Source organism: Neorhizobium huautlense, assembly GCF_002968575.1.
GTDB lineage: Bacteria > Pseudomonadota > Alphaproteobacteria > Rhizobiales > Rhizobiaceae > Neorhizobium > Neorhizobium huautlense.
Genome location: NZ_PVBM01000019.1, coordinates 53,737 through 73,142 on the forward strand (window position 1 = coordinate 53,737; position 19,406 = coordinate 73,142).

A 19,406-nucleotide genomic window follows, 5' to 3' on the forward strand; every position below is an offset into this window, starting at 1 on the left:
AGGGAGCAGCGGAATTCGGCTGCAGTCTCGAAATAACCTTGCTCCAGGAGGAGCACCCATGACACGCGAACGCATCTATCTCTTCGACACCACGCTCCGCGACGGGCAGCAGACGCCCGGCGTCGATTTTTCCGTCGAGGACAAGATCGCCATCTCCAACCTGCTCGACGAGTTCGGCCTGGATTATGTCGAGGGCGGTTACCCGGGGGCCAATCCGACCGACACCGCCTTCTTTTCCCAGAAACGGACCGTAAAATCGAAATTCGTCGCCTTTGGCATGACGAAACGCGCCGGCATTTCCGCCTCCAACGATCCGGGCCTCGCCGTGCTGCTGCAGGCGAAAAGCGACGCGATCTGTTTTGTGGCAAAGAGCTGGGACTATCATGTGCGGGTGGCGCTCGGCTGTTCCAACGAGGAGAACCTGGAATCGATCCGCGAGAGCGTCGAGGCCGCCCGGCAGACGGGAAAAGAGGCTCTGGTCGATTGCGAGCATTTCTTCGACGGCTACAAGGCCAACCCGGCCTACGCGCTCGCCTGCGCGAAGACGGCTTACGACGCCGGCGCCCGCTGGGTCGTGTTGTGCGACACCAATGGCGGCACGCAGCCGGGCGAGATCCGCGCCATCGTCGAAGCGGTGATCGCGGCCGGCATCCCCGGCGCCTCGCTCGGCATCCATGCCCATGACGACACCGGCCAGGCTGTCGCCAACTCGCTCGCCGCGATCGAAGCGGGCTGTCGGCAGATCCAGGGCACGCTGAACGGCATCGGCGAACGCTGCGGCAATGCCAATCTCGTGACGCTGATCGGCACGCTGTCGCTGAAGGACGCCTATTCCTCCCGCTTCGAGACGGCGATCGACGCCGAGCGCCTCACCGGCCTCACCCATCTCAGCCATGCCTTCGACGAACTGCTGAACCGCTCGCCGCACCACCAGGCGCCTTACGTCGGGGCATCGGCCTTCGCCACCAAGGCCGGCATCCATGCCTCCGCCCTGCTCAAGGACCCGCGCACCTATGAGCACGTGACGCCGGAAAGTGTGGGCAACTTCCGCAAGGTCATGGTGTCTGATCAGGGCGGCAAGTCGAACTTCATCAACGCGCTAAAGCGGCGCGGCATCGAGGTCGGCAAGGACGATCCGAAGCTCGACCAGCTGATCTCGATCGTCAAGGAACGCGAGGCGTCGGGCTATGCCTATGAGGGGGCGGATGCGAGTTTCGAGCTTCTCGCCCGCCGCACGCTCGGCACGATCCCCGAATTCTTCTCGGTCGAAGGTTTCCGGGTCATGGTCGAGCGCCGGTTCGACAGCCACGGCCGCATCAAGATCGTCTCCGAAGCGGTGGTGAAGATCGCCGTCGACGGCGAGACGCATATGTCGGTCGCAGAAGGCGACGGCCCGGTCAACGCGCTCGACAGGGCGCTGCGCAAGGATTTCGGCAAATACCAGCACGAGATCGACGACCTCGTGCTCGCCGATTTCAAGGTGCGCATCCTCAACGGCGGCACCGAGGCGATCACCCGCGTCCTGATCGAATCGACCGATTCGAGCGGCGTGCGCTGGTGGACGGTCGGCGTCTCCGAAAACATCATCGACGCCTCGTTTCAGGCGCTGATGGATTCGGTGATCTACAAACTGATGAAGAACCGGGAGCTGGCGGGCAAGATCGCCGCGGAGTGAGGCCGGGCAATGGCAAGGGAAATGATCACCGAGATCGAGGACTTTTTCTCGAAAGGATGCGGACGCTGCGACCGCTTTGCGACAGCTGATTGCTCGACGCGGCAATGGGCTCACGGACTGAACGAGCTTCGCCGGATCTGCCTTGCCTCAGGCCTCGTCGAGACGGTCAAATGGGGGCATCCCTGCTATATGCATGCGGGCCGCAATATCGTCATCATCGGCGCCTTCCGCGGCGATTTTCGCCTCAGCTTCTTCCATGCGGCACTGATGAAGGACCCCGAAGGCGTGCTCGAAAAGCAGGGGCCGAATACCAAGCATCCGGACATGATCCGCTTTGTGGACAATGCACAGGTGACAAAGATGGAGCCGGTCATCCTTTCCTATCTGAAGGAGGCGATGGACTATGCGCAGGCCGGCATCAAACCGCCGAAAGAGGAAAGCGAAATCGAATTGCCCGATGAACTCGTCGAGGCGCTGGATTCCGATCCCGAGCTGGCAGAAGCCTTTCACGGCCTGACGCCAGGGCGAAAGAAAAGCTATGCGATCAATCTCAATTCTGTGAAGAAGTCGGAAACACGAATTTCACGGATTGCAAAGTTCCGCGACCACATCCTCGCTGGAAAAGGCGCATTGGAGCGGTAAGGCAAGTTTCGCAGGTGCCAATCGGCTCGCAGCGGCGAGACGGGTAAAAAAAATTGCGACGATCTCGATCACGATGTCGGATCGGGGGTGGCTGGTACGTCATCTTGTTACCAGGTCGGGATCAGACCTGAAGGACAACCACCAGGAGGACGACACGATGTCTAAGAACACCATTTGCCTGTGGTACAACAAGGACGCGGAGGACGCGGCCCGCTTCTATGCCGATACCTTTCCGGACAGCAAGGTCGGAGCCGTCATCCGCGCGCCCGGCAACTATCCCAGCGGAGAAGAGGGCGACGTCCTGGTCGTCGAATTCACCGTGGCAGGTGTGGCCTGCATCGGATTGAACGGCGGCCCGGCGTTCAAGCATAGTGAAGCCTTCTCGTTCCAGATCAGCACCGAGGATCAGGAGGAAACGGACCGCTACTGGAACGCCATCGTCGGCAATGGCGGTCAGGAAAGCGAATGCGGCTGGTGCAAGGACAAATGGGGTATATCCTGGCAGATCACACCTCGTATCCTGACCGACGCGCTTGCGGCGGGTGGCGAAGAAGCCAAACGCGCATTCGACGCGATGATGACCATGCGGAAAATCGACGTGGCCGTGATCGATGCGGCACGAAAAGGCAAAGGCGCGCCATGACTGCCGAGAAGATCAAAGGACCCGCTTCCTATTTTCCATCGATCGAGAAGAAATACGGCCGTTCTATCGGTGACTGGCAAGCGTTGGTAAGACAGCGCTACCCCGCCAGGCACATGGAGCTTGTCGACTTTCTGAAGAACGAACACGGAATGGGCCACGGACATGCAAATGCCCTCGTGGCTCATACGCTTGCGGAAGACAAGCGGGCCGCTTCGTGACGGAGCGGGCGTGAGGTGGAGCGCCCATTCTAAATCTAAGCGACTTTGCTACGAACTCAAAACGGCGACGATCATGATGGCGGCAAAAGCGATGAACATGATACTTCCGACCATGATCGTAACCAGCGCCTGCGCCGAAATATATGTTCCCGCCACCCCACCAAGCACGGCGGGCCAGGCACGTCCGCCTGTTTGCTGTCCCAGTGGATAGCCGCATGCCGGGCAAGCGAAAGCCTTGTCGGACACCTTGCCGTCGCATTCAGGGCAAACCGTCAGCGCCATGTCATTCGTCTCCAATGATAAACTGGACGCGGCGGTTCAACTGCCGGCCCCTTGGATCATCCATACCGTCCGCCGTATTATTGGGCGCGACAGGGAATCGTTCACCTTTTCCCTCTGTCGTCATTTCTGACGTCACGCCGCTTTCTGAAAGCCAGTTTTTTACCGAAATTGCCCGGCGGTTCGAGAGGCGGTCGTTATAATCATCGCTTCCTTTGGAATCTGTGTGGCCGATAATGGAAACGCGGCTTTCCTTCATCGCGCTCAAAACTTCGGCCAGCTTCGAAAGAACCGGACGCGCGTCGGGCCGAATGTCCGCCTTGTCAAAGTCGAAAAGGATATCGCTCGGCAGGTCGACGATAATGCGACCGCCTTCCGGTCTGGCGCCGAGTTCGGAAAGGGCCGCTTCCGTCCTCACCCGGGTCTCCTCATTCATATCTTGCAATCCAAACGAGGAGCCTGCCGTTGAAAACGATCCGCTGCTCGGCTGCATTTCCTCGGCAAACGTCGACCCCGGAAACTCCATTTCGCGAAATACCGATTGCTGCTCCCCCAGGGACTCGCCGATGATCGTTACCGAGTAGTCCGACCCGGTGGCCGGAGTGGCCATGAGGAGAGCAAGGATGACAGCTGCCCTCATTTCTTCAGTTCCAACGGGATCGTCACCCCTGGCGCATTTGTGTCATCACCTGAATTTCCCGCATTAAAGACGAGTGCTATCTTCGTGACGCCTGCAGGAATGACACCGGGAAAAATAAGATCGCCTTCCATCGTCGTCCCGTTGACGACCCTCATCCACTTGTTGTCTGCGATCTGGCGCATGTGCAGGCGGTCCTGCTCCCCGTCGCCCCAGGATATGTAGGCGTTCTCCTGATCGTTCATGTTGACGAAGTTGGTCTTGTGGCTGTCAAAGCTCGCCTGGAGGCGAACTTTCGTTGCATCACTGCCAACGGTTAGGGCCTTGACCTGTACGGTGAGGCCGACCGGCACGCTAACCTGTCCCCCTGATAGCAAGACGTTCTGCTCTTCCGCTAGCGCAATACTGTTGAAGAACATTGTCGTGATAAAAACCAGATTTTTCAGCAAAAACGCCTCCTGCCGCACAAACCGAAAACATCGCTATATCCCCTGGTGACGGAGACGATCGCGAGTTTCCTTGCTACCTAAGTCGCTCCCTGTTTTCAACGTCGGGCTGTAAAGAGTCGGTACTGGGAGGGGCGGACCCAACTCTCAAATAAGTGGGTGAAGAGCCCGATGTGGCAGCAGCAAGAATGGCGTGGCGTCGAGCGATCTCGCGCAAAAAACACGCCCCTCCCCCTCAAACCTCCTCGAACGAAAGTCCCCAGTCCTCTTCGCCATACCATTCCTCCCCTTCAGGCGGTGTTTGCCAGCGAAAACTGCGCACCCGGTAGCCCCGTCGGCTCTGGAATGCCTCGGCAAGCCGCTCATGGCGGCCGGCGGGAGGGGGTTCCTGTCCCTCCGCCCAGACGAAGGAAACCGGCTGCAGGAAGCGCGCGCCGAAGCTTGTCGCCCGCCGCCGGTCGATGAGAAGAAACCCGGCCCGGCGGGTGAAGCCGGTCGGCTGGCCGTTCTCGATCGCCGGCACGCCGAGTGGAAACAGCAGCCGTCCGCCGATATCAAGATTGTCGATCCAGGCTTCGGGCGGGTGGTCGAGCGCGAAATTGGCGTAGATGACATCCGCATCCTCCGTCGGCCATTCGGTCGCATCGCCCGTAAAGACTTCGACCTGAGGATAGGCGGCAAGGTTCTTTCGCGCGCTTTGCGCCAGTGCCTCGTCATATTCGACCGCGACGATCCGCCCCGAGGGGCCGACAAGCTCGGCGATGATCGCCGTATAATATCCCGTTCCGGCGCCCAGATGGGCAACCGTCTCCCCTTCCCTGATTCCAAGCGCGTGAAGGGCGCCCGCATGCAGCGAGGGCATGCCGTTGTTGACGCCGCGCTTGACGTCGATGCCGATCAGCGCGTCCTGATAGAGAACAACGGGATCGCTGGAAGCCAGCTGCCTATAGTTGCGGAAGTCGTTGTAGAGCCAGGGCGGCGGCCCGACGAAATCCTCCCGCGCGACGGCTGCAAATGCCGACAGCAGCCGGTCGCTGTCGGCAACTCCCGCCTTCGCCAATATCTGCCTGGCATAAAACTGGCGGTGCAGCGGCGCATCTTCGAAAGCCATTCAACACTCCACTTTTACGACACTGCGACGATACGATCTGAAGCCCATAAAATCGTGACAGGTCATGGATCCTTCACCGAAATGAATTGGTTCAACTCAACCTATTCGTTTAGACCGGGCAATCACAGAACAAAATGTTGGAAACACCCTCATGGCTACCGATACCATTCCGGCTCCCGTCAAGAACGAGGATACGCCGCGCGGCTTCGCTTTCGGGCTGGCAGCCTATTTCCTGTGGGGGTTCCTGCCGATCTACATGAAGGCCGTCGCCCACATTCCGGCGCTGGAGGTGCTTTCCCACCGTGTGATCTGGTCTGTACCTGTCGCCGGCATCGTGCTGCTGGCCCTCGGTCGCACGGGCGACCTTAAGGCCGCGATCCGCTCGCCCAGAACGCTGGCGATGGCCGGCCTTACCGCCGCGCTGATCAGCGTCAACTGGATGACCTATATCTGGGCAATCAGCGTCGGTCGCGCGCTCGATACCGCGCTCGGCTATTTCATCAATCCGCTCTTCAGCATCTTCCTGGCAGCGGTGCTGCTGAAGGAAAAGCTTTCCGCCGTCCAGCTGGCAGCGATCGGGCTGGTGGCGGCGGCAGTCGCGATCCTCACCATCGATGCGGGCGGACTTCCCTGGGTTTCGCTGATATTGACGGTCAGCTGGGGATTCTATGCCTTTTTCCGCAAAACCCTGCCGGTCGGGCCTAACCAGGGCTTCTTCCTGGAAGTCGCAATCCTCAGCCTGCCTTGCCTGTTTTACATCATCTATCTCGAAACCAGCGGTCAAGGCCACCTGATGCAGACGGGGCTTTCCGACAGCCTGCTGCTGCTGGTAAGCGGACTGGTGACCGCGGTGCCGCTGATCATGTATGCCAACGGCGCCAAGCTCCTGACCCTCTCAACGATCGCGATCATGCAATATATCGCGCCGACGATGATCTTCCTGATCGCCGTCTTCATCTTCCACGAGCCGCTCAGCCTCGTGAAGCTCGGCGCCTTCGTTCTCATCTGGTCGGCACTTATCATCTACACCTGGTCGATGCGGCGCCAGACGCGCGGCAGCAGGGCCTGACCCCTCCGGAGAGAGCCATGCAGATCAGCGATATTCCCTTCGGCACCACCGACTGGAGCGCCGTGCCCAAAACGGAGCACAGTGGCGAGACCGGCCTTGCCGTCTGGCAGACACGTCATTTCGGCGGCATCAGGGTCCGGATGGTGGAGTATACGCCGGGCTATCTGGCGGACCACTGGTGCGTCAAGGGCCATATCCTGCTCTGCCTTGAAGGCGAACTGACCACCGAACTAGCCGACGGCCGCATTTTTACCCTGAACCCCGGCATGAGCTATCAGGTGGCAGACGACGCCGAGCCGCACCGCTCCTCGACGGAGACCGGCGCGAAACTCTTCATCGTCGACTGAAGCCGGGTTCTCGCGCCAGAGCCCGCACGTCTCACAGACGCGAAATCACCGACTCCTCGCCGCCCAGGCGGCCGCGGTCCTGGCCATGTTCGAGGATCGCCGGGACGATATCCTCGATATCGGGAATGACGAGCGGCTGCACGAGATGAGCGCGGTGGATGAAGCCCTGTTCGCGCATGTGATGGATGAGGTCCAGCATCGGGTCCCAGAAGCCGCCGATATTGGCAAAAACCATCGGTTTTTCGTGCCGGCCAAGCTGCGCCCAGGTCATGATCTCGACGATCTCCTCCAGCGTGCCGATGCCGCCCGGAAGGGTCACGAAAGCGTCGGAGCGCTCGAACATCTTGTGCTTGCGGGCATGCATGTCCTCGGTCACGATCAATTCGTCGAGCTGACCCAGCGAATGACGGGTCGCCTCCATATCGACAAGAAATTCGGGAATGATGCCGGTAACCTGACCGCCGCTCGACAGAACGCCGGCCGCGACCGCGCCCATGATGCCCTTGGTGCCTCCGCCATAAACCAGCCGAAGCCCGTGGGCGGCAATGGATTTCCCGAGCGCGCGGCCCGCCGCGATATAGGCGGGGTCACGTCCGGGTTGCGAGCCGCAATAGACGCAGATGGATCGAATCGGCACAAGTTTTCTCCGTCACGCATTCAAAGGGAGGCATAGGCATGCCCGAATGTCGAAATTGACGGGAAACACCCGGAAGAGCAAGGGTTTATACCGTGAAAAGCTTGTGAAGACAGGAGGAAAGGGTTAATCCGAATATGCGACGCTAGGCCTAGTTCCTTTGATCCGGATCCTTCTGCCGGAAGGACTTTTGAGGCCCGTCGGGAGAGACATTGATGATAAAAAACCGTGCGGGCTTGCTGGCCCTGATCGTACTTGCCGCTGCATCGCTTCTGATGGTGTTCTTCGTATTGCCGAGGATCAGCCAGGACGCAAAGCCGATCGGCGAAGCGATCAATGCCGCAGGCGACGCCGTTAAGGAAGCAATCACCGATCCGCAGCAGACGGCCAAGGCGCCGGAAGCGCCCAAGACGGGCGATCAGGCGGCGGCTTCTGCCTCATCCTCTTCCACAAAACCCGACGCTGCAGCCTCGTCCACGCAACCGGCCACCCAGGCTGCGGCTGCGACACCCTCCTTCGACGTGCTGCGCGTCGAACCGGACGGCTCGACCGTGATCGCGGGCCGCGCCCAGCCGAATTCCAAGCTTGAAATCACCAATGGTGCCGCCGTCATTGCCAAAGTCGATGTCGGCCCGAGCGGCGATTTCGCGGTCGTGCTCGACAATCCGCTGCCGCCCGGCGACCACCAGCTCGTGCTGAAGGCGATCGGCAAAGACGGCACCGCCGTCACGTCGGAAGAGACCGCGACCGTTTCCGTTCCCGCCGACAAGAGCGGCGAGCTGCTTGCCATGGTGACCAAACCGGGCAAGGCAAGCCGGGTGATGACCATGCCGGGGCAGAACCCGGCCTCTCCGTCGCAGCCCCAGGCATCGCAGCCAGGAGCCGGCCTGCCGGCGACGATCTCTCCCGCGTCTGCGCCCGCCGCTGCGGTCTCCGATGCCGCCGGAGCGCTGCCTGGCCTGCCTGCAGCCTCCTCGAACCTTGCCTCCTCGGCACCGAATGTCGGCGCTGCCTCGCCCGTCCCCGACAACGGCGCTTCCGCCGATCTGCGGGTGACCGCCGTCGAGATCGAAGGCGCCAAGCTTTTCATCGCCGGCGTCGCGAAACCGGGAGCGTCCCTTCGCGGCGAGGCCGACGGCAAGCCGGTAGGCAATGCGAAGGCCGGCCAGGACGGCAGCTTCGTGATCGAGGGGCTGACGGACCTTTCGGTCGGCGATCACCGGATCAGCGTCGAATCCCTTTCTGCCGCCGGCCAGGCGCTGTTGCGCGTCGAAGTGCCGTTCAACCGCCCGGCGGGCGAACAGGTTGCCGCAGTTGCCGGCTCGTCGGTCTCGACCTCGATGAGCGGTGTCGATGGCGGCGCCTTCGACAAGCTGCGCAGCGAGACGGCCCGCGCCTTCAACCTCCTCAAGGGCCTCTATGAGGGAGGCAAGACGCCGACAGCCGAAGAGGTCGCCGCCGCCCGCTCAGCCACCGGCATCGCGCTGAAGTCGCTGGCAGAATATCAGCTGCCGGCAGACGCATCGGCCGCCGCCCGTCCGATCACCGACGCCGCCGCCAAGGACGCCGCAGCGGCACTGGCGGCGCTCGACGCCTTGCCGAAAGATGCGGCAACCTTTGGCGCCGGCCTCAATCAGATCGCCGGCATGGTCGGCAAGGCGGTCGGTCCTGTCATCGCCTACCAGCTCAAGAGCGGTGCCGAAATGGCTGCCGCCGGCACAGGCGACACTGCCGGCGCCAAGACGATCCAGCAGGCGCCGCTCACCCAGAGCGAGCGCAACTCCGTGATCATCCGCCGCGGCGACACGCTGTGGCAGATTTCCCGCCGCCTCTACGGCCAGGGCGTCCGCTACACGACGATCTACCTCGCCAACCAGGATCAGATCGGCAACCCGGACATCATCCAGCCAGGCCAGATCTTCGGCGTGCCGGAGGAGTACCGCCCCGATTCGGAAGAGCTGCATCGGCAGCGCCTGCGCCCGAAGCGATCGTAACCGGCCGCCTGCGTCCCAACCGTTGAAGAGACACCCTTCCGGCCTTGCCGGGAGGGGATAAATTTCCGGCGCTCCAAAATTCTTTCGTCACGTCTCAATCGCTTAACGGCTTTTTCTTCCCCACCTCGTCCCCGCCTTCCGGACTTGCGCAACAATCATAGCGTCATCGGATGGGAAATCGGGTTCCGGAACCGGTCGCATCCACGGGTTCGAAACTCGGTTTCCGATGACGGCTGCGCAAGGCGAAAACGGAGGGCTGGGAAATCCTCCGAAAAGCGCCAGACGCAGCCGGGGCAGGCGGAAAGCCTGAAATACCAATACCCCGAATACCCCGCTTGCCCCATTCCCCATTCCACCGCCCCGGAGATGTCCGGCGCGGATGAAGGTGTTTGCACCTTCCTGGCTGGAACAAGGCAAAACGATGCAACTCAGCAAGACGTTGCCAGCAACGCAGATCCCGACGATTGCGGCCTATGCCTGCTTCAAATAGCTTGCCGATCGCCCGCCCGCCGCTCCAGGCCGGTGCTCAAGCAGGAGAGCCAAAGATGAACCAGACACTCGCGCTGATCGCCCTTGTCGTTCGCGACTATGACGAGGCGATCGACTTCTACGTCAACAAACTGGGCTTCGTCCTGATGGAAGACACCTATCAGCCGGAACAGGACAAGCGATGGGTGGTCGTCAAGCCGCAAGGAGCCGGCAGCACGTCGCTGCTGCTTGCCCGCGCCTCCACGGCCCATCAGAGCGAATACATCGGCGACCAGGCTGGCGGCCGGGTTTTCCTGTTCCTGCGCACGGACGATTTTTGGCGGGACTACAACAACCTGGTGGGAGGCGGCATCGAATTTGTCCGGGAGCCGAAGGAGGCCGACTACGGAATCGTGGCAGTCTTCAAGGACCTCTACGGCAACCTGTGGGATCTGATTGAGTTTACGGACGGGAGAGCGTGAACCTCCACCGCTGCTGTCGCCCAACTCGGGTTTGGCATTACATCTCCCGAACGGAACGTCCGCTCGGCGGATAACGCAAAGGCACTACTGGACATCGACAATGGTGAGTATGTATCAGTCTGCCATTCTTACAACTTGTGAGGACAATGATGAGCCTTTTCAGGCGTACTCTTCTGGCCGCCGCGTTATTGCCCACGATCGCCCAAGCAGCGGACTGCCCGTCGTCGAAAACGGCAAAGAACGGTTTCATACTCGGGCGCCTTGAAGCGCTGAGTGAATTTCGGAAAACTAAAGGACCCCTTGTCCAAATAATCACCTCTTTTGGTGGACCGGACAAGCAGATCGTCTATTCGTTCGAAGGACTGTTCGATCTTTCCCTTGAGGATCGAAAGGAAAGATATGCCAGATATCCCCTATCGGATCTGAGCAACATCCTTCCCCTCAAGAAGGGTGATCGTCATACTATCAATTTCGTGCCCTTTGACGCGAAGCGATCAGCGGACGACTGGGTGCTGGAACTCACCGTTACAGCAGAGGAAACGGTCGCCCTCGGTCGCTGCAAGTATGACGTGTTTCGTGTAAAACAGGAAACAAAGCAGAACGGGAGGACGACCGAAAACCTGAGCGTTCTTTATTCACCCGATCTTCATGTGACCCTTGCAAAGATCTATGACGAAGGCACCAGCAACCAAGTCATCGTCAGCTACGAGCACATCCGACCTTTGGTGCGTTGAAAAGACCAGGTCTGCGATCAGGCGCTCCCCAATGTTTGGCAGGCTGGAAGCCTTGATCGGTCCCTTCCTGGCAACGCGCCGTCCTTGAGGCTTGCGCTGGATCTGCGCCCGGCGCTCACATTTCCCCCAGAAGCTCCCGATACTCCTCCTCGGGCCTGCCATAGGCGTCCCGGGCATAATCCTTCATCGCCTCGCGGTTTTTGATGACGATAAGGCCGCGTTCGGAACGGATGAACCCGTTTCCTTCCAGCACATGAAGAGCCGTGGTGACGCTCGGACGTCTAACCGCCAGCATCAGCGCGATGTACTCGTGGGTGATAGCCAGTTCCGACCCGCCGACACGATCCTGCGCCATCAGCAGCCATCGCGCCAGCCGCTCATCGACCTGATGCACAGCATTGGAGAGGGCGGTATAACTCACTTGAGTGGCCAGAACATGTACTGATTTCGCCAGCAGGTCCGCGAAGGGGCGGCTTTTTGCAAGCGCATGCCCAAAGGTCGCAATGTCGAGGCGGTGACCCCAACCTGGAGACTGAATTAGGACTTCATGCAAACTTTTCGCGCTGCTCACAGAGGGCGGCGTTGGGGCAAATCCATCTCGCCCCAACATTCCGGCTTCCGCCTTCTGTCCCTCTGCTGAAACCGAGACAATCGAGGCAAGCCCGCTTTCGAGAAAGTAGACATGTTCGATACTTCCCCCAGCTGGCGCAAGAAGAAAGTCTTTGGGGAGCTCGATCCTCTCCAGAGAAGACGAAAATAGTGAAAGCTCCGTGTCCGGAAGCAATCGAAGAAGTCTGTTCTTGAAATTGGAATTTTGCGGCGACGGCATAGTCTTGCCCTCCACTGGGGCAAGAGTAAATGCATCTCCTAGTCGCCCGCGCCCTTTTTATTCAAAGCAGACGATGACGATCCATATATCAACAATGAGGCCGAATGAAGCGCTCCGTACGACACCGGACTAAGCCGGACCTGCGATAGGAAGACAATTATATTCGATGCGATAATAAGAGGTATCAGCCGCTATGAAGCGCCCCACGATCCTACTGCTGGAAGATCAGCCGCTTGTTTCTTGGGACGTTGAGGAAATGCTACGCGATGCAGGTTTGGGCGAGGCAGTGATGATGGCTTCGTGTCGCGATGCGGAGGCCTGGCTGGTTGACAGATCACCGGACGCGGCCGTCCTGGACATCTTCCTGCGCGACGGCGAATGCGTTGAAATCGCGGAAACCCTCGTGAGGCGCAATATTCCCTTTGTCGTCCACAGCGCCCACAGCGAGCCGTCCGACGCCCACGCCGTGTTTCTCCACGGTCAGTGGATTTCCAAGCCGGCCGACCCGACCGAATTGCTCCACGCCATCCGCTTGTGCCTGCTGCAGGCTCATTGCGCCTGAGGAACAAAGCTCCACCCGCTTTCTGCCTGGCGGACGGCTGAGGTTCACACACCTCCCCCGCAAGGGCCCTGTACCGCAATAGCGAGCCGGAGGGCCGCATGTTTCATCAAACCGTCATTGCAACATTCTCCTCCGACCCTTATGTGCCGGGTGGCGTTTTGACGCGCCCTCGCGGAGACTTTCATGGCGGACAAGAAAAAGACCGTATCGGCGGATGCCAGCAATCCGCTCGGCACCCTCGTCAACCTGTGGCCCTATATGTGGCCGGAGGGCCGTGCGGATCTGAAGGCGCGCGTGCTCTGGGCGACCTTCTATCTTTTTCTCGCCAAGTTCGTGCTGCTCGCCGTTCCCTATTTCTTCAAATGGGCAACGGATGCGCTGAACGGCAGGCTGGACATGGCGGGGATCCTGCCGGCCTTCCTGCTCGGCGCCGTCATCCTTGTCATCGCCTATAATTTTACCCGCATCCTGCAGGTGGGGCTCAACCAGCTCCGCGACGCGCTGTTTGCCTCGGTTGGGCAACATGCGGTGCGCCAGCTCGCCTACCGTACCTTCGTCCATATGCACCAGCTGTCGCTGCGCTTTCACCTCGAGCGCAAGACGGGCGGGCTGTCGCGCGTCATCGAGCGCGGCACCAAGGGGATCGAAACGATCGTGCGCTTCACGATCCTCAACTCCGTGCCGACGCTTCTGGAATTCCTGCTGACGGCGATCATCTTCTGGGTCAGCTATGGCTTCTGGTACGTTCTCGTCACCGCCGTGACCGTCTGGCTCTATATCTGGTTCACCATCAAGGCGAGCGACTGGCGCATAGGCATCCGCCGCTCGATGAACGACAGCGATACGGACGCCAATACAAAGGCGATCGATTCGCTCCTCAATTTCGAAACGGTTAAATATTTCGGCAACGAGGAGATGGAGGCCAGGCGCTTCGACACGTCGATGGCGCGCTACGAAAAAGCCGCGACCGACGTCTGGACCTCGCTCGGCTGGCTGAACTTCGGCCAGGGGGTGATCTTCGGCCTCGGCCAGACGGTGATGATGGTCATGTCGGCGCTTGCCGTGCAACGCGGCGAGCAGACGATCGGCGATTTCGTCTTCGTCAACGCGCTGCTGATGCAGCTTTCCGTGCCGCTCAATTTCATCGGCTTCGTTTATCGCGAAATCCGTCAGGGACTGACGGACATCGAGCAGATGTTCGACCTTCTGGAGGTGGAGCCGGAAGTGGTCGACCGGCCGGACGCGAAGAAACTGGATATCCGCCAGGGGGCAATCGCGTTCAGGGACGTGCATTTTTCCTATGATCCGGCGCGGCCGATCCTCAAGGGCGTTTCCTTCGACGTGCCAGCCGGCAAGACGGTGGCGATCGTCGGCCCGTCGGGCGCCGGCAAGTCGACCATCTCCCGCCTGCTCTACCGCTTCTATGATATCCAGGACGGCACGATCACCATCGATGGCCAGGATGTCCGTGATGTCACTCAGCATTCGCTGCGGGCTGCTATCGGCATGGTGCCGCAGGATACCGTCCTCTTCAACGACACGGTCGCCTACAACATTCGCTACGGTCGCCCGAGCGCGACCGAAGAGGAGGTCCAGACGGCTGCCGAGGTGGCGCAGATCAGCCATTTCATCCGCACGCTTCCCGAAGGTTTCGATACGAAGGTGGGCGAGCGCGGCTTGAAACTTTCCGGCGGCGAGAAACAGCGCGTGGCGATTGCCCGCACGATCCTCAAGGCCCCGCCGATCCTGATCCTCGACGAGGCGACCTCCGCGCTCGACACCACGACCGAGCATGAAATTCAGTCGGCGCTGGACACGGTTTCGAAGAATCGCACGACGCTGGTCATCGCCCACCGGCTTTCGACCGTCATCAATGCGGACGAGATCATCGTGCTGCGCGACGGCCTGATCGCCGAGCGTGGCACCCATGCCGGGCTGCTCGCCCAGGACGGGCTCTATGCCTCAATGTGGAACCGCCAGCGCGAGGCGGTGCAGGCCGAAGAGCAGCTCAGGAAAGTGCGCGAAAGCGACGATCTCGGCATCATCCTGCGCGGCGCCCCGGCGGCGGAATAAGCTCTCCACGGATAAAAGGAAAACAATGCGATCTTCCTGGAAAAGAATGGCGGTGTTCGGCGCCATTGCGCTCGCCTATCTCCTCGTCCTGACATTTTACAGCTCGCCGCTTCTGGCATTCACGACCTGGATGGGCTGGGTCCCGCCGCAGCCCTGAAGTTGCCGGCCGCTCGGCCCTGAGCGGCGCGCCTAGTCCTTTTTTTTTCAGAAGGAACGGCTCATTTACGATAGTCGAGCAGCCACTTCACGCCTGCGACGGACACCGTGATAAAGCCCATCCATCCTGCCCACATCTCGACATAGACCGGCGGGCTTGCCGGAACCGTTCCCTCGATGTCGTAGTAGCCGGCAGTGACGATTGCCGCGCAGGCCATGAAGGCAACCGTGGCTACGATCCAAATGCGCAGATATGTCATACATCCTCCCGTCCAGGTGCGTCATCTCTTGCGGCACGCGGCGCAATGCGCCGGACGCAATCAATAGCGGGTTTCGGGCGGTCTGGCAGGTCGTCCGATAGATGTAGGTTCTCCTTCAGCCCAGCGACGGGTTCTCCCTCCGCCGATCAATCCACCTGCATTTTTTTTGCCGAAAATTACCACGAATGAGCACGAATGGCGGTCCCGTTCACGCGCCTTTCACGCGCGATTGACGGCGAGGTTGTTATCTCACAATTGCCAACAGACTGCTTGGTGGCTCGGACGGGAAAAACGGTCGAGCCACCTCTTTTTGTTGGTGAGTACTGCGTTGGGGGCATGGGGATGGGGCTCGCGCTCGGGCGGACCAGCGCGGGTCCTATCGCTCAGGCCGATGCGATGGCGACGACGCGACCGTACTGGTCTTCGCCACAGAGCGACGGAACCGCATTGCCGCAAAAACGGTTTCCCTGTAGTCAGTTCGGGCTGACCATCCAGGAGAAAACGGTTGATCAATCTCTTCGACACCATCCGCAACACGCTCGTGCCGATCCACAAGGAAGGTTATGTCTTCGTGGCGGCCTTCTTCATCGCCTCGCTGATCCTCGGCTGGATCGCCGAACCGCTGTTCTGGATCGGCCTCGTGCTGACCCTCTGGTGCGCCTATTTCTTCCGCGATCCCGAGCGCGCCGTGCCTCAGGATGACGACCTCGTGCTCAGCCCCGCCGACGGCCGCATCTCGCATGTCGCCTTCGTCGTGCCGCCGGCCGAGCTCGAGCTTGGCTCGGAGCCGATGCTGCGCATCTCGGTGTTCATGAATGTCTTCGACTGCCATATCAACCGCTCGCCGGTGCGCGGCCAGGTGACCCGCATCGAATACCGCCCCGGCCAGTTCATCAATGCCGAACTCGACAAGGCGAGCGAGGACAACGAGCGAAACGGCCTGGTCATCGAAACCCGCCACGGCAAGGTCGGTGTCGTGCAGATTGCCGGTCTCGTGGCGCGCCGCATCGTCTGCTGGGTGAAACCGACGGAACCGGTCAACGCGGGCGAACGCTTCGGCCTCATCCGCTTCGGGTCGCGCCTAGACGTTTTCGTGCCTGCCGGCGCCCAGCCACGGGTCTCGGTCGGCCAACTGGCCCTCGGCGGCGAAACCGTGCTTGCCGAATTCGGTTCGTCCAAGGGTCCGACCATCAGCCGCCGCGTATAAAGGAGCACGAGACAGCATCATGGAGACGCCAGCCCCCGACGCCTCGACCTCTTCCCCCCATGAGCCGAACCGGCCGAACGACGAGGCCCGCGGGCCTCGTCTGCGCGAGATTCCGCTGCGCCTCATGGTGCCGAACCTGATCACGGTGCTGGCCATCTGCGCGGGCCTGACGGGCATTCGGCTGGCATTCGAGGGGCGCTACGAGCTTGCGGTCGCCATGGTGCTGCTTGCCGCCTTCCTTGATGGTATCGACGGGCGTATTGCGCGGCTCCTGAAGGCCACATCGAAATTCGGGGTGCAGATGGATTCGCTTGCCGACATCATCAATTTCGGCGTCGCGCCGGCGCTCGTTTCCTATGCCTTCCTGCTGCACAATGCCAAGTCGATCGGCTGGATCGCGGGACTGCTCTATGCGATCGCCGCCGGCCTGCGTCTTGCCCGTTTCAACGTTATGGCCGACCGTGATATCAAGGCGCCCTGGCAGTCGGAATTCTTCGTCGGCGTGCCGGCGCCGATGGGCGCCATGCTGGTGCTGCTGCCGGTCTATCTCGGTTTCCTGGGTTTGGGCTCCTCCCCCCTCTTCGTATATGGGAGCGTCGCCTATACGATCCTGATCGGCTATCTGCTCGTCTCCCGCCTGCCGGTCTGGTCCGGCAAATCGAGCCGCATCCGGCGGGACCTCATGCTGCCGATCCTGCTCGCCGTGGTGCTCTATGTGGCTCTGCTGATGAGCTATACCTGGGAGGTGCTGTCGATCACGGTTATCGCCTATCTCTGCGTCCTGCCCTTTAGCGCGCGAGCCTGGCACCGCCGCTACGGCACGATCACCATCGAGGACGACAGCGCCAACGTCTGACAGGCCCCGCACTTGGTAAGTTGCAGCTTTCACGCAACAGTTTCCCGCAAGATGCAGGTTTTATGAAAAGCTGGCGAGTGTGCCGGCTTATTCAGCCACGATTCTGCCCGCTTTAATGCGGAGAGGCGCGATCGCAAATGCAAAAACAAAAGATTCGCGTGTGAGAGGAGACAGCCATGAGCAGCGAAAAACCAGTCAAGAAGACCGACACCAAGCAGGATATCAACCCGCCTTACCGCCCGCTGGCGCTCAAGGCCGTGGTTGCCGCAGCCCTGATGCTGAAGCGCAAGCCGAAGCTCACACCGGCCGGCTGATCGCCTATTTGCCGCCGAGGAAGCTCAAAACGAGCCCCAGCGCGAGCAGGCCCATCACCACGCCGATGACGACATCCAGAACCCGCCAGGCGGCGGGTCTTGCAAAGAGCGGCGCCAGGAAGCGCGCGCCGTAACCCAGCCCGAAGAACCAGGCGAACGAGGCGACCGCCGCACCGGCGCCGTAGGCGATCCGTTCGAAGCCTTCGAAGGCTGCAGACAGGCTGCCGAGCAGCACGACCGTATCCAGATAGACATGCGGATTGAGGAAGGTGAAGGCAAGGCAAGTCATCACCGCCGCCTTCAGGCCGAGACTTTCGGGAGCGCCGGCGACCATGGCACCCGGCTTTGCCGCGCGCCTGAAGGCCGTCACCACCGAAATCAAAACCGGCGATTGCGAAACAATGGTGCCGAGACCGGCGACGCCGGCGGCGATCAGCAATGCATCGGACAGCGCGCAGATCAGGCAGAGGATGAAGACGTGGCTGCGGATCAACCCCTGGCGCAGGATGAAGGCGTTCTGGGCACCGATCGCGACGATCAGCGAGCCCCCGAGGGCGAAACCGGAAAAGCCGGCAGAAAGCAGGTTCATGGGAATATCTCGCCTGGAAAAAGAGGAAGGGTCAGAAGAGCGACATTTGATCGGTGTCTGGCTTTTTGCCTTTCGGCGGCTTCTCTTCCGGGACGGCGACGGCCACCGGCTTCTGCAGGTCCGGCCCCATATTCGAGACCTTGTTGACGAGATCGGAGACCGGCAGCGCCTCGAAAAAGTCCTCCTGCGCCGGCCGCATCAGGTCTTCCACGTGGCGCGGCTCCTGCGTCTTGCAATCAAGCCAGCGTTCGAAATCTTCCGGCTGGATTACCACCGGCATGCGATCATGGATGCCGCGGATCGCCGCATTCGCCGTGGTGGTCATGATCGCGGCGGTATCCACTTCCGAACCGTCCGCCGAGGACCAGGTTTCCATCAGGCCGGCAAAGGCCACGACGCCGCCGTGCTTCGGACGGATCCAATAGGCCTGCGGCTTGACGCCGCTCTCCTTCGGCGGCCGGCGCCATTCGTAGAAGCCCGTCGCCGGTATGAGAACGCGCCGATGGCGCATGGCCGCGCGGAAGGAGGCCTTGCCGATTGCCGTTTCCGCCCGCGCGTTGATCAGCAGCGGAAAATCCTTCGGGTCCTTCAGCCAGCCGGGAATCAGTCCCCAGCGGGCGAGGAGCGCCCGTCGCGTCGGCAGATTGCTGCCTGGCTCGCGGCGTTCCGATTCGATCACCACGAGGATCGGCTGCGTCGGAGCAATGTTGTAGCGCGCCGGGAAATCCTCGAGATCCACCAGACTGAAAAATTCCGAGATATCCCTGGGGGTCGCCGTCAGGGCGTAGCGTCCGCACATGCGCCTGTCATGGCATCGGCCTCAAAATGCGTCAAGCGGCGCGGCCATCAAGCACTGCGCGGCCCGAAGAAGATGATGGCGCCGCCGGCAAGGCAGACGGCGACACCGAGCGCATCCCACCGATCCGGCACCCGGGCCTCCACCATCCACAGCCATAGGATCGAGGCGAGGATATAGATGCTGCCGTAGGCGGCATAGGCGCGTCCCGCTGCATCGCTCGGCACCAGCGCCAGCGCCCAGGCAAAAAGGACTAGCGAAAGCATGCCGGGCGCCAGCCACCAGACGGACTTCTCCAATCGCCACCAGGCCCAGAAGGCGAAGCAGCCGGCGATCTCGGCAAGGGCGGCGAAGGAGTAGAGCGCGTAGGTTTTCATGAGGATGG

The 19,406-nt window shown here is 61.0% G+C and carries 24 protein-coding genes; 14 read left to right on the forward strand and 10 right to left on the reverse strand.

Going from position 1 to position 19,406, the window contains the following annotated elements:
- The first annotated feature begins 58 nt into the window (after window positions 1-58).
- The 4 genes from cimA to C5L12_RS19380 all read left to right on the forward strand — a co-directional run bounded on the left by cimA (window position 59) and on the right by C5L12_RS19380 (window position 3,178).
- On the forward strand, window positions 59-1,675 hold the full coding sequence (gene cimA / locus C5L12_RS19365; RefSeq protein WP_105373700.1) for a citramalate synthase: 1,617 nt from the start codon (window positions 59-61) through the stop codon (window positions 1,673-1,675).
- Between the two features lie 21 nt (window positions 1,676-1,696).
- Window positions 1,697-2,317, forward strand: coding sequence for a YdeI/OmpD-associated family protein (locus C5L12_RS19370; RefSeq protein WP_105373761.1), 621 nt, complete (start codon window positions 1,697-1,699; stop codon window positions 2,315-2,317).
- 157 nt (window positions 2,318-2,474) lie between these two features.
- A complete protein-coding gene (locus C5L12_RS19375; RefSeq protein WP_105373701.1) occupies window positions 2,475-2,960 on the forward strand; it encodes a VOC family protein in 486 nt (161 codons plus the stop codon).
- Entirely contained in the window at window positions 2,957-3,178 is a 222-nt protein-coding gene (locus C5L12_RS19380) for a DUF4287 domain-containing protein (RefSeq protein ID WP_105373702.1), read from the forward strand. The genes C5L12_RS19375 and C5L12_RS19380 overlap by 4 nt, the downstream gene beginning before the upstream one ends.
- A 48-nt stretch (window positions 3,179-3,226) precedes the next feature.
- Here the strand turns inward: C5L12_RS19380 and C5L12_RS19385 are convergent, their stop codons facing one another.
- The 4 genes from C5L12_RS19385 to C5L12_RS19400 all read right to left on the reverse strand — a co-directional run bounded on the left by C5L12_RS19385 (window position 3,227) and on the right by C5L12_RS19400 (window position 5,651).
- On the reverse strand, window positions 3,227-3,460 hold the full coding sequence (locus C5L12_RS19385; protein ID WP_105373703.1) for a hypothetical protein: 234 nt from the start codon (window positions 3,458-3,460) through the stop codon (window positions 3,227-3,229).
- Between the two features lies 1 nt (window position 3,461).
- The gene (locus C5L12_RS19390) at window positions 3,462-4,097 is read right to left on the reverse strand and encodes an OmpA family protein (protein ID WP_105373704.1); all 636 of its coding nucleotides are present in this window, start codon (window positions 4,095-4,097) and stop codon (window positions 3,462-3,464) included.
- Window positions 4,094-4,543, reverse strand: coding sequence for a hypothetical protein (locus C5L12_RS19395; protein ID WP_105373705.1), 450 nt, complete (start codon window positions 4,541-4,543; stop codon window positions 4,094-4,096). Before C5L12_RS19395 ends, C5L12_RS19390 begins: the two co-directional genes overlap by 4 nt.
- A 232-nt stretch (window positions 4,544-4,775) precedes the next feature.
- Entirely contained in the window at window positions 4,776-5,651 is an 876-nt protein-coding gene (locus tag C5L12_RS19400; protein WP_105373706.1) for a protein-L-isoaspartate O-methyltransferase family protein, read from the reverse strand.
- Between the two features lie 151 nt (window positions 5,652-5,802).
- On the opposite strand from C5L12_RS19400, the gene rarD reads away from it, so the two are divergent.
- Both rarD and C5L12_RS19410 read left to right on the forward strand, forming a co-directional pair.
- Complete coding sequence (gene rarD, locus C5L12_RS19405; RefSeq protein ID WP_105373707.1) at window positions 5,803-6,720, forward strand: EamA family transporter RarD; 918 nt, start codon at window positions 5,803-5,805, stop codon at window positions 6,718-6,720.
- Window positions 6,721-6,737: 17 nt separating this feature from the next.
- Entirely contained in the window at window positions 6,738-7,067 is a 330-nt protein-coding gene (locus tag C5L12_RS19410) for a DHCW motif cupin fold protein (protein WP_105373708.1), read from the forward strand.
- Window positions 7,068-7,098: 31 nt separating this feature from the next.
- On the opposite strand, the gene C5L12_RS19415 is transcribed toward C5L12_RS19410, so the two are convergent.
- On the reverse strand, window positions 7,099-7,704 hold the full coding sequence (locus tag C5L12_RS19415; RefSeq protein WP_105373709.1) for an LOG family protein: 606 nt from the start codon (window positions 7,702-7,704) through the stop codon (window positions 7,099-7,101).
- 212 nt (window positions 7,705-7,916) lie between these two features.
- Here C5L12_RS19415 and C5L12_RS19420 point away from each other — a divergent pair, with 212 nt between their 5' ends.
- From C5L12_RS19420 to C5L12_RS19430, 3 genes are all read left to right on the forward strand, one after another.
- Entirely contained in the window at window positions 7,917-9,695 is a 1,779-nt protein-coding gene (locus tag C5L12_RS19420; protein WP_105373710.1) for a LysM peptidoglycan-binding domain-containing protein, read from the forward strand.
- Between the two features lie 545 nt (window positions 9,696-10,240).
- The gene (locus C5L12_RS19425) at window positions 10,241-10,645 is read left to right on the forward strand and encodes a VOC family protein (protein WP_105373711.1); all 405 of its coding nucleotides are present in this window, start codon (window positions 10,241-10,243) and stop codon (window positions 10,643-10,645) included.
- A 149-nt stretch (window positions 10,646-10,794) separates the two neighbouring features.
- Window positions 10,795-11,379, forward strand: coding sequence for a PH domain-containing protein (locus C5L12_RS19430; RefSeq protein ID WP_105373712.1), 585 nt, complete (start codon window positions 10,795-10,797; stop codon window positions 11,377-11,379).
- 115 nt (window positions 11,380-11,494) lie between these two features.
- Here the strand turns inward: C5L12_RS19430 and C5L12_RS19435 are convergent, their stop codons facing one another.
- Complete coding sequence (locus C5L12_RS19435) at window positions 11,495-12,208, reverse strand: Crp/Fnr family transcriptional regulator (protein ID WP_105373713.1); 714 nt, start codon at window positions 12,206-12,208, stop codon at window positions 11,495-11,497.
- A gap of 193 nt (window positions 12,209-12,401) precedes the next feature.
- Here C5L12_RS19435 and C5L12_RS19440 point away from each other — a divergent pair, with 193 nt between their 5' ends.
- Window positions 12,402-12,770, forward strand: coding sequence for a response regulator (locus C5L12_RS19440; RefSeq protein WP_105373714.1), 369 nt, complete (start codon window positions 12,402-12,404; stop codon window positions 12,768-12,770).
- Window positions 12,771-12,953: 183 nt separating this feature from the next.
- Window positions 12,954-14,843 carry an ABCB family ABC transporter ATP-binding protein/permease gene (locus C5L12_RS19445; RefSeq protein ID WP_105373715.1) on the forward strand — a complete coding sequence of 630 codons (1,890 nt, stop codon included), beginning with the start codon at window positions 12,954-12,956 and terminating at the stop codon, window positions 14,841-14,843.
- A gap of 218 nt (window positions 14,844-15,061) precedes the next feature.
- On the opposite strand, the gene C5L12_RS19450 is transcribed toward C5L12_RS19445, so the two are convergent.
- Window positions 15,062-15,259, reverse strand: a complete 198-nt coding sequence (locus tag C5L12_RS19450; RefSeq protein WP_105373716.1) for a hypothetical protein — start codon at window positions 15,257-15,259, stop codon at window positions 15,062-15,064.
- A gap of 508 nt (window positions 15,260-15,767) precedes the next feature.
- On the opposite strand from C5L12_RS19450, the gene C5L12_RS19455 reads away from it, so the two are divergent.
- The 3 genes from C5L12_RS19455 to C5L12_RS28450 all read left to right on the forward strand — a co-directional run bounded on the left by C5L12_RS19455 (window position 15,768) and on the right by C5L12_RS28450 (window position 17,636).
- Window positions 15,768-16,466, forward strand: a complete 699-nt coding sequence (locus C5L12_RS19455; RefSeq protein WP_105373762.1) for a phosphatidylserine decarboxylase — start codon at window positions 15,768-15,770, stop codon at window positions 16,464-16,466.
- A 19-nt stretch (window positions 16,467-16,485) separates the two neighbouring features.
- Window positions 16,486-17,322: a CDP-diacylglycerol--serine O-phosphatidyltransferase gene (gene pssA / locus C5L12_RS19460; protein ID WP_105373717.1), complete on the forward strand. Its 837-nt coding sequence runs from the start codon at window positions 16,486-16,488 to the stop codon at window positions 17,320-17,322.
- Window positions 17,323-17,498: 176 nt separating this feature from the next.
- Window positions 17,499-17,636, forward strand: coding sequence for a hypothetical protein (locus C5L12_RS28450; protein WP_165924147.1), 138 nt, complete (start codon window positions 17,499-17,501; stop codon window positions 17,634-17,636).
- A gap of 4 nt (window positions 17,637-17,640) precedes the next feature.
- On the opposite strand, the gene C5L12_RS19465 is transcribed toward C5L12_RS28450, so the two are convergent.
- The 3 genes from C5L12_RS19465 to C5L12_RS19475 are packed head-to-tail and all read right to left on the reverse strand — an operon-like array spanning window position 17,641 to window position 19,398.
- On the reverse strand, window positions 17,641-18,219 hold the full coding sequence (locus tag C5L12_RS19465; protein WP_425350813.1) for a LysE/ArgO family amino acid transporter: 579 nt from the start codon (window positions 18,217-18,219) through the stop codon (window positions 17,641-17,643).
- Window positions 18,220-18,256: 37 nt separating this feature from the next.
- Window positions 18,257-19,024 carry an SOS response-associated peptidase gene (locus tag C5L12_RS19470; protein ID WP_105373719.1) on the reverse strand — a complete coding sequence of 256 codons (768 nt, stop codon included), beginning with the start codon at window positions 19,022-19,024 and terminating at the stop codon, window positions 18,257-18,259.
- A gap of 47 nt (window positions 19,025-19,071) precedes the next feature.
- Window positions 19,072-19,398, reverse strand: a complete 327-nt coding sequence (locus C5L12_RS19475) for a YnfA family protein (protein WP_105373720.1) — start codon at window positions 19,396-19,398, stop codon at window positions 19,072-19,074.
- Between the last annotated feature and the right edge of the window lie 8 nt (window positions 19,399-19,406).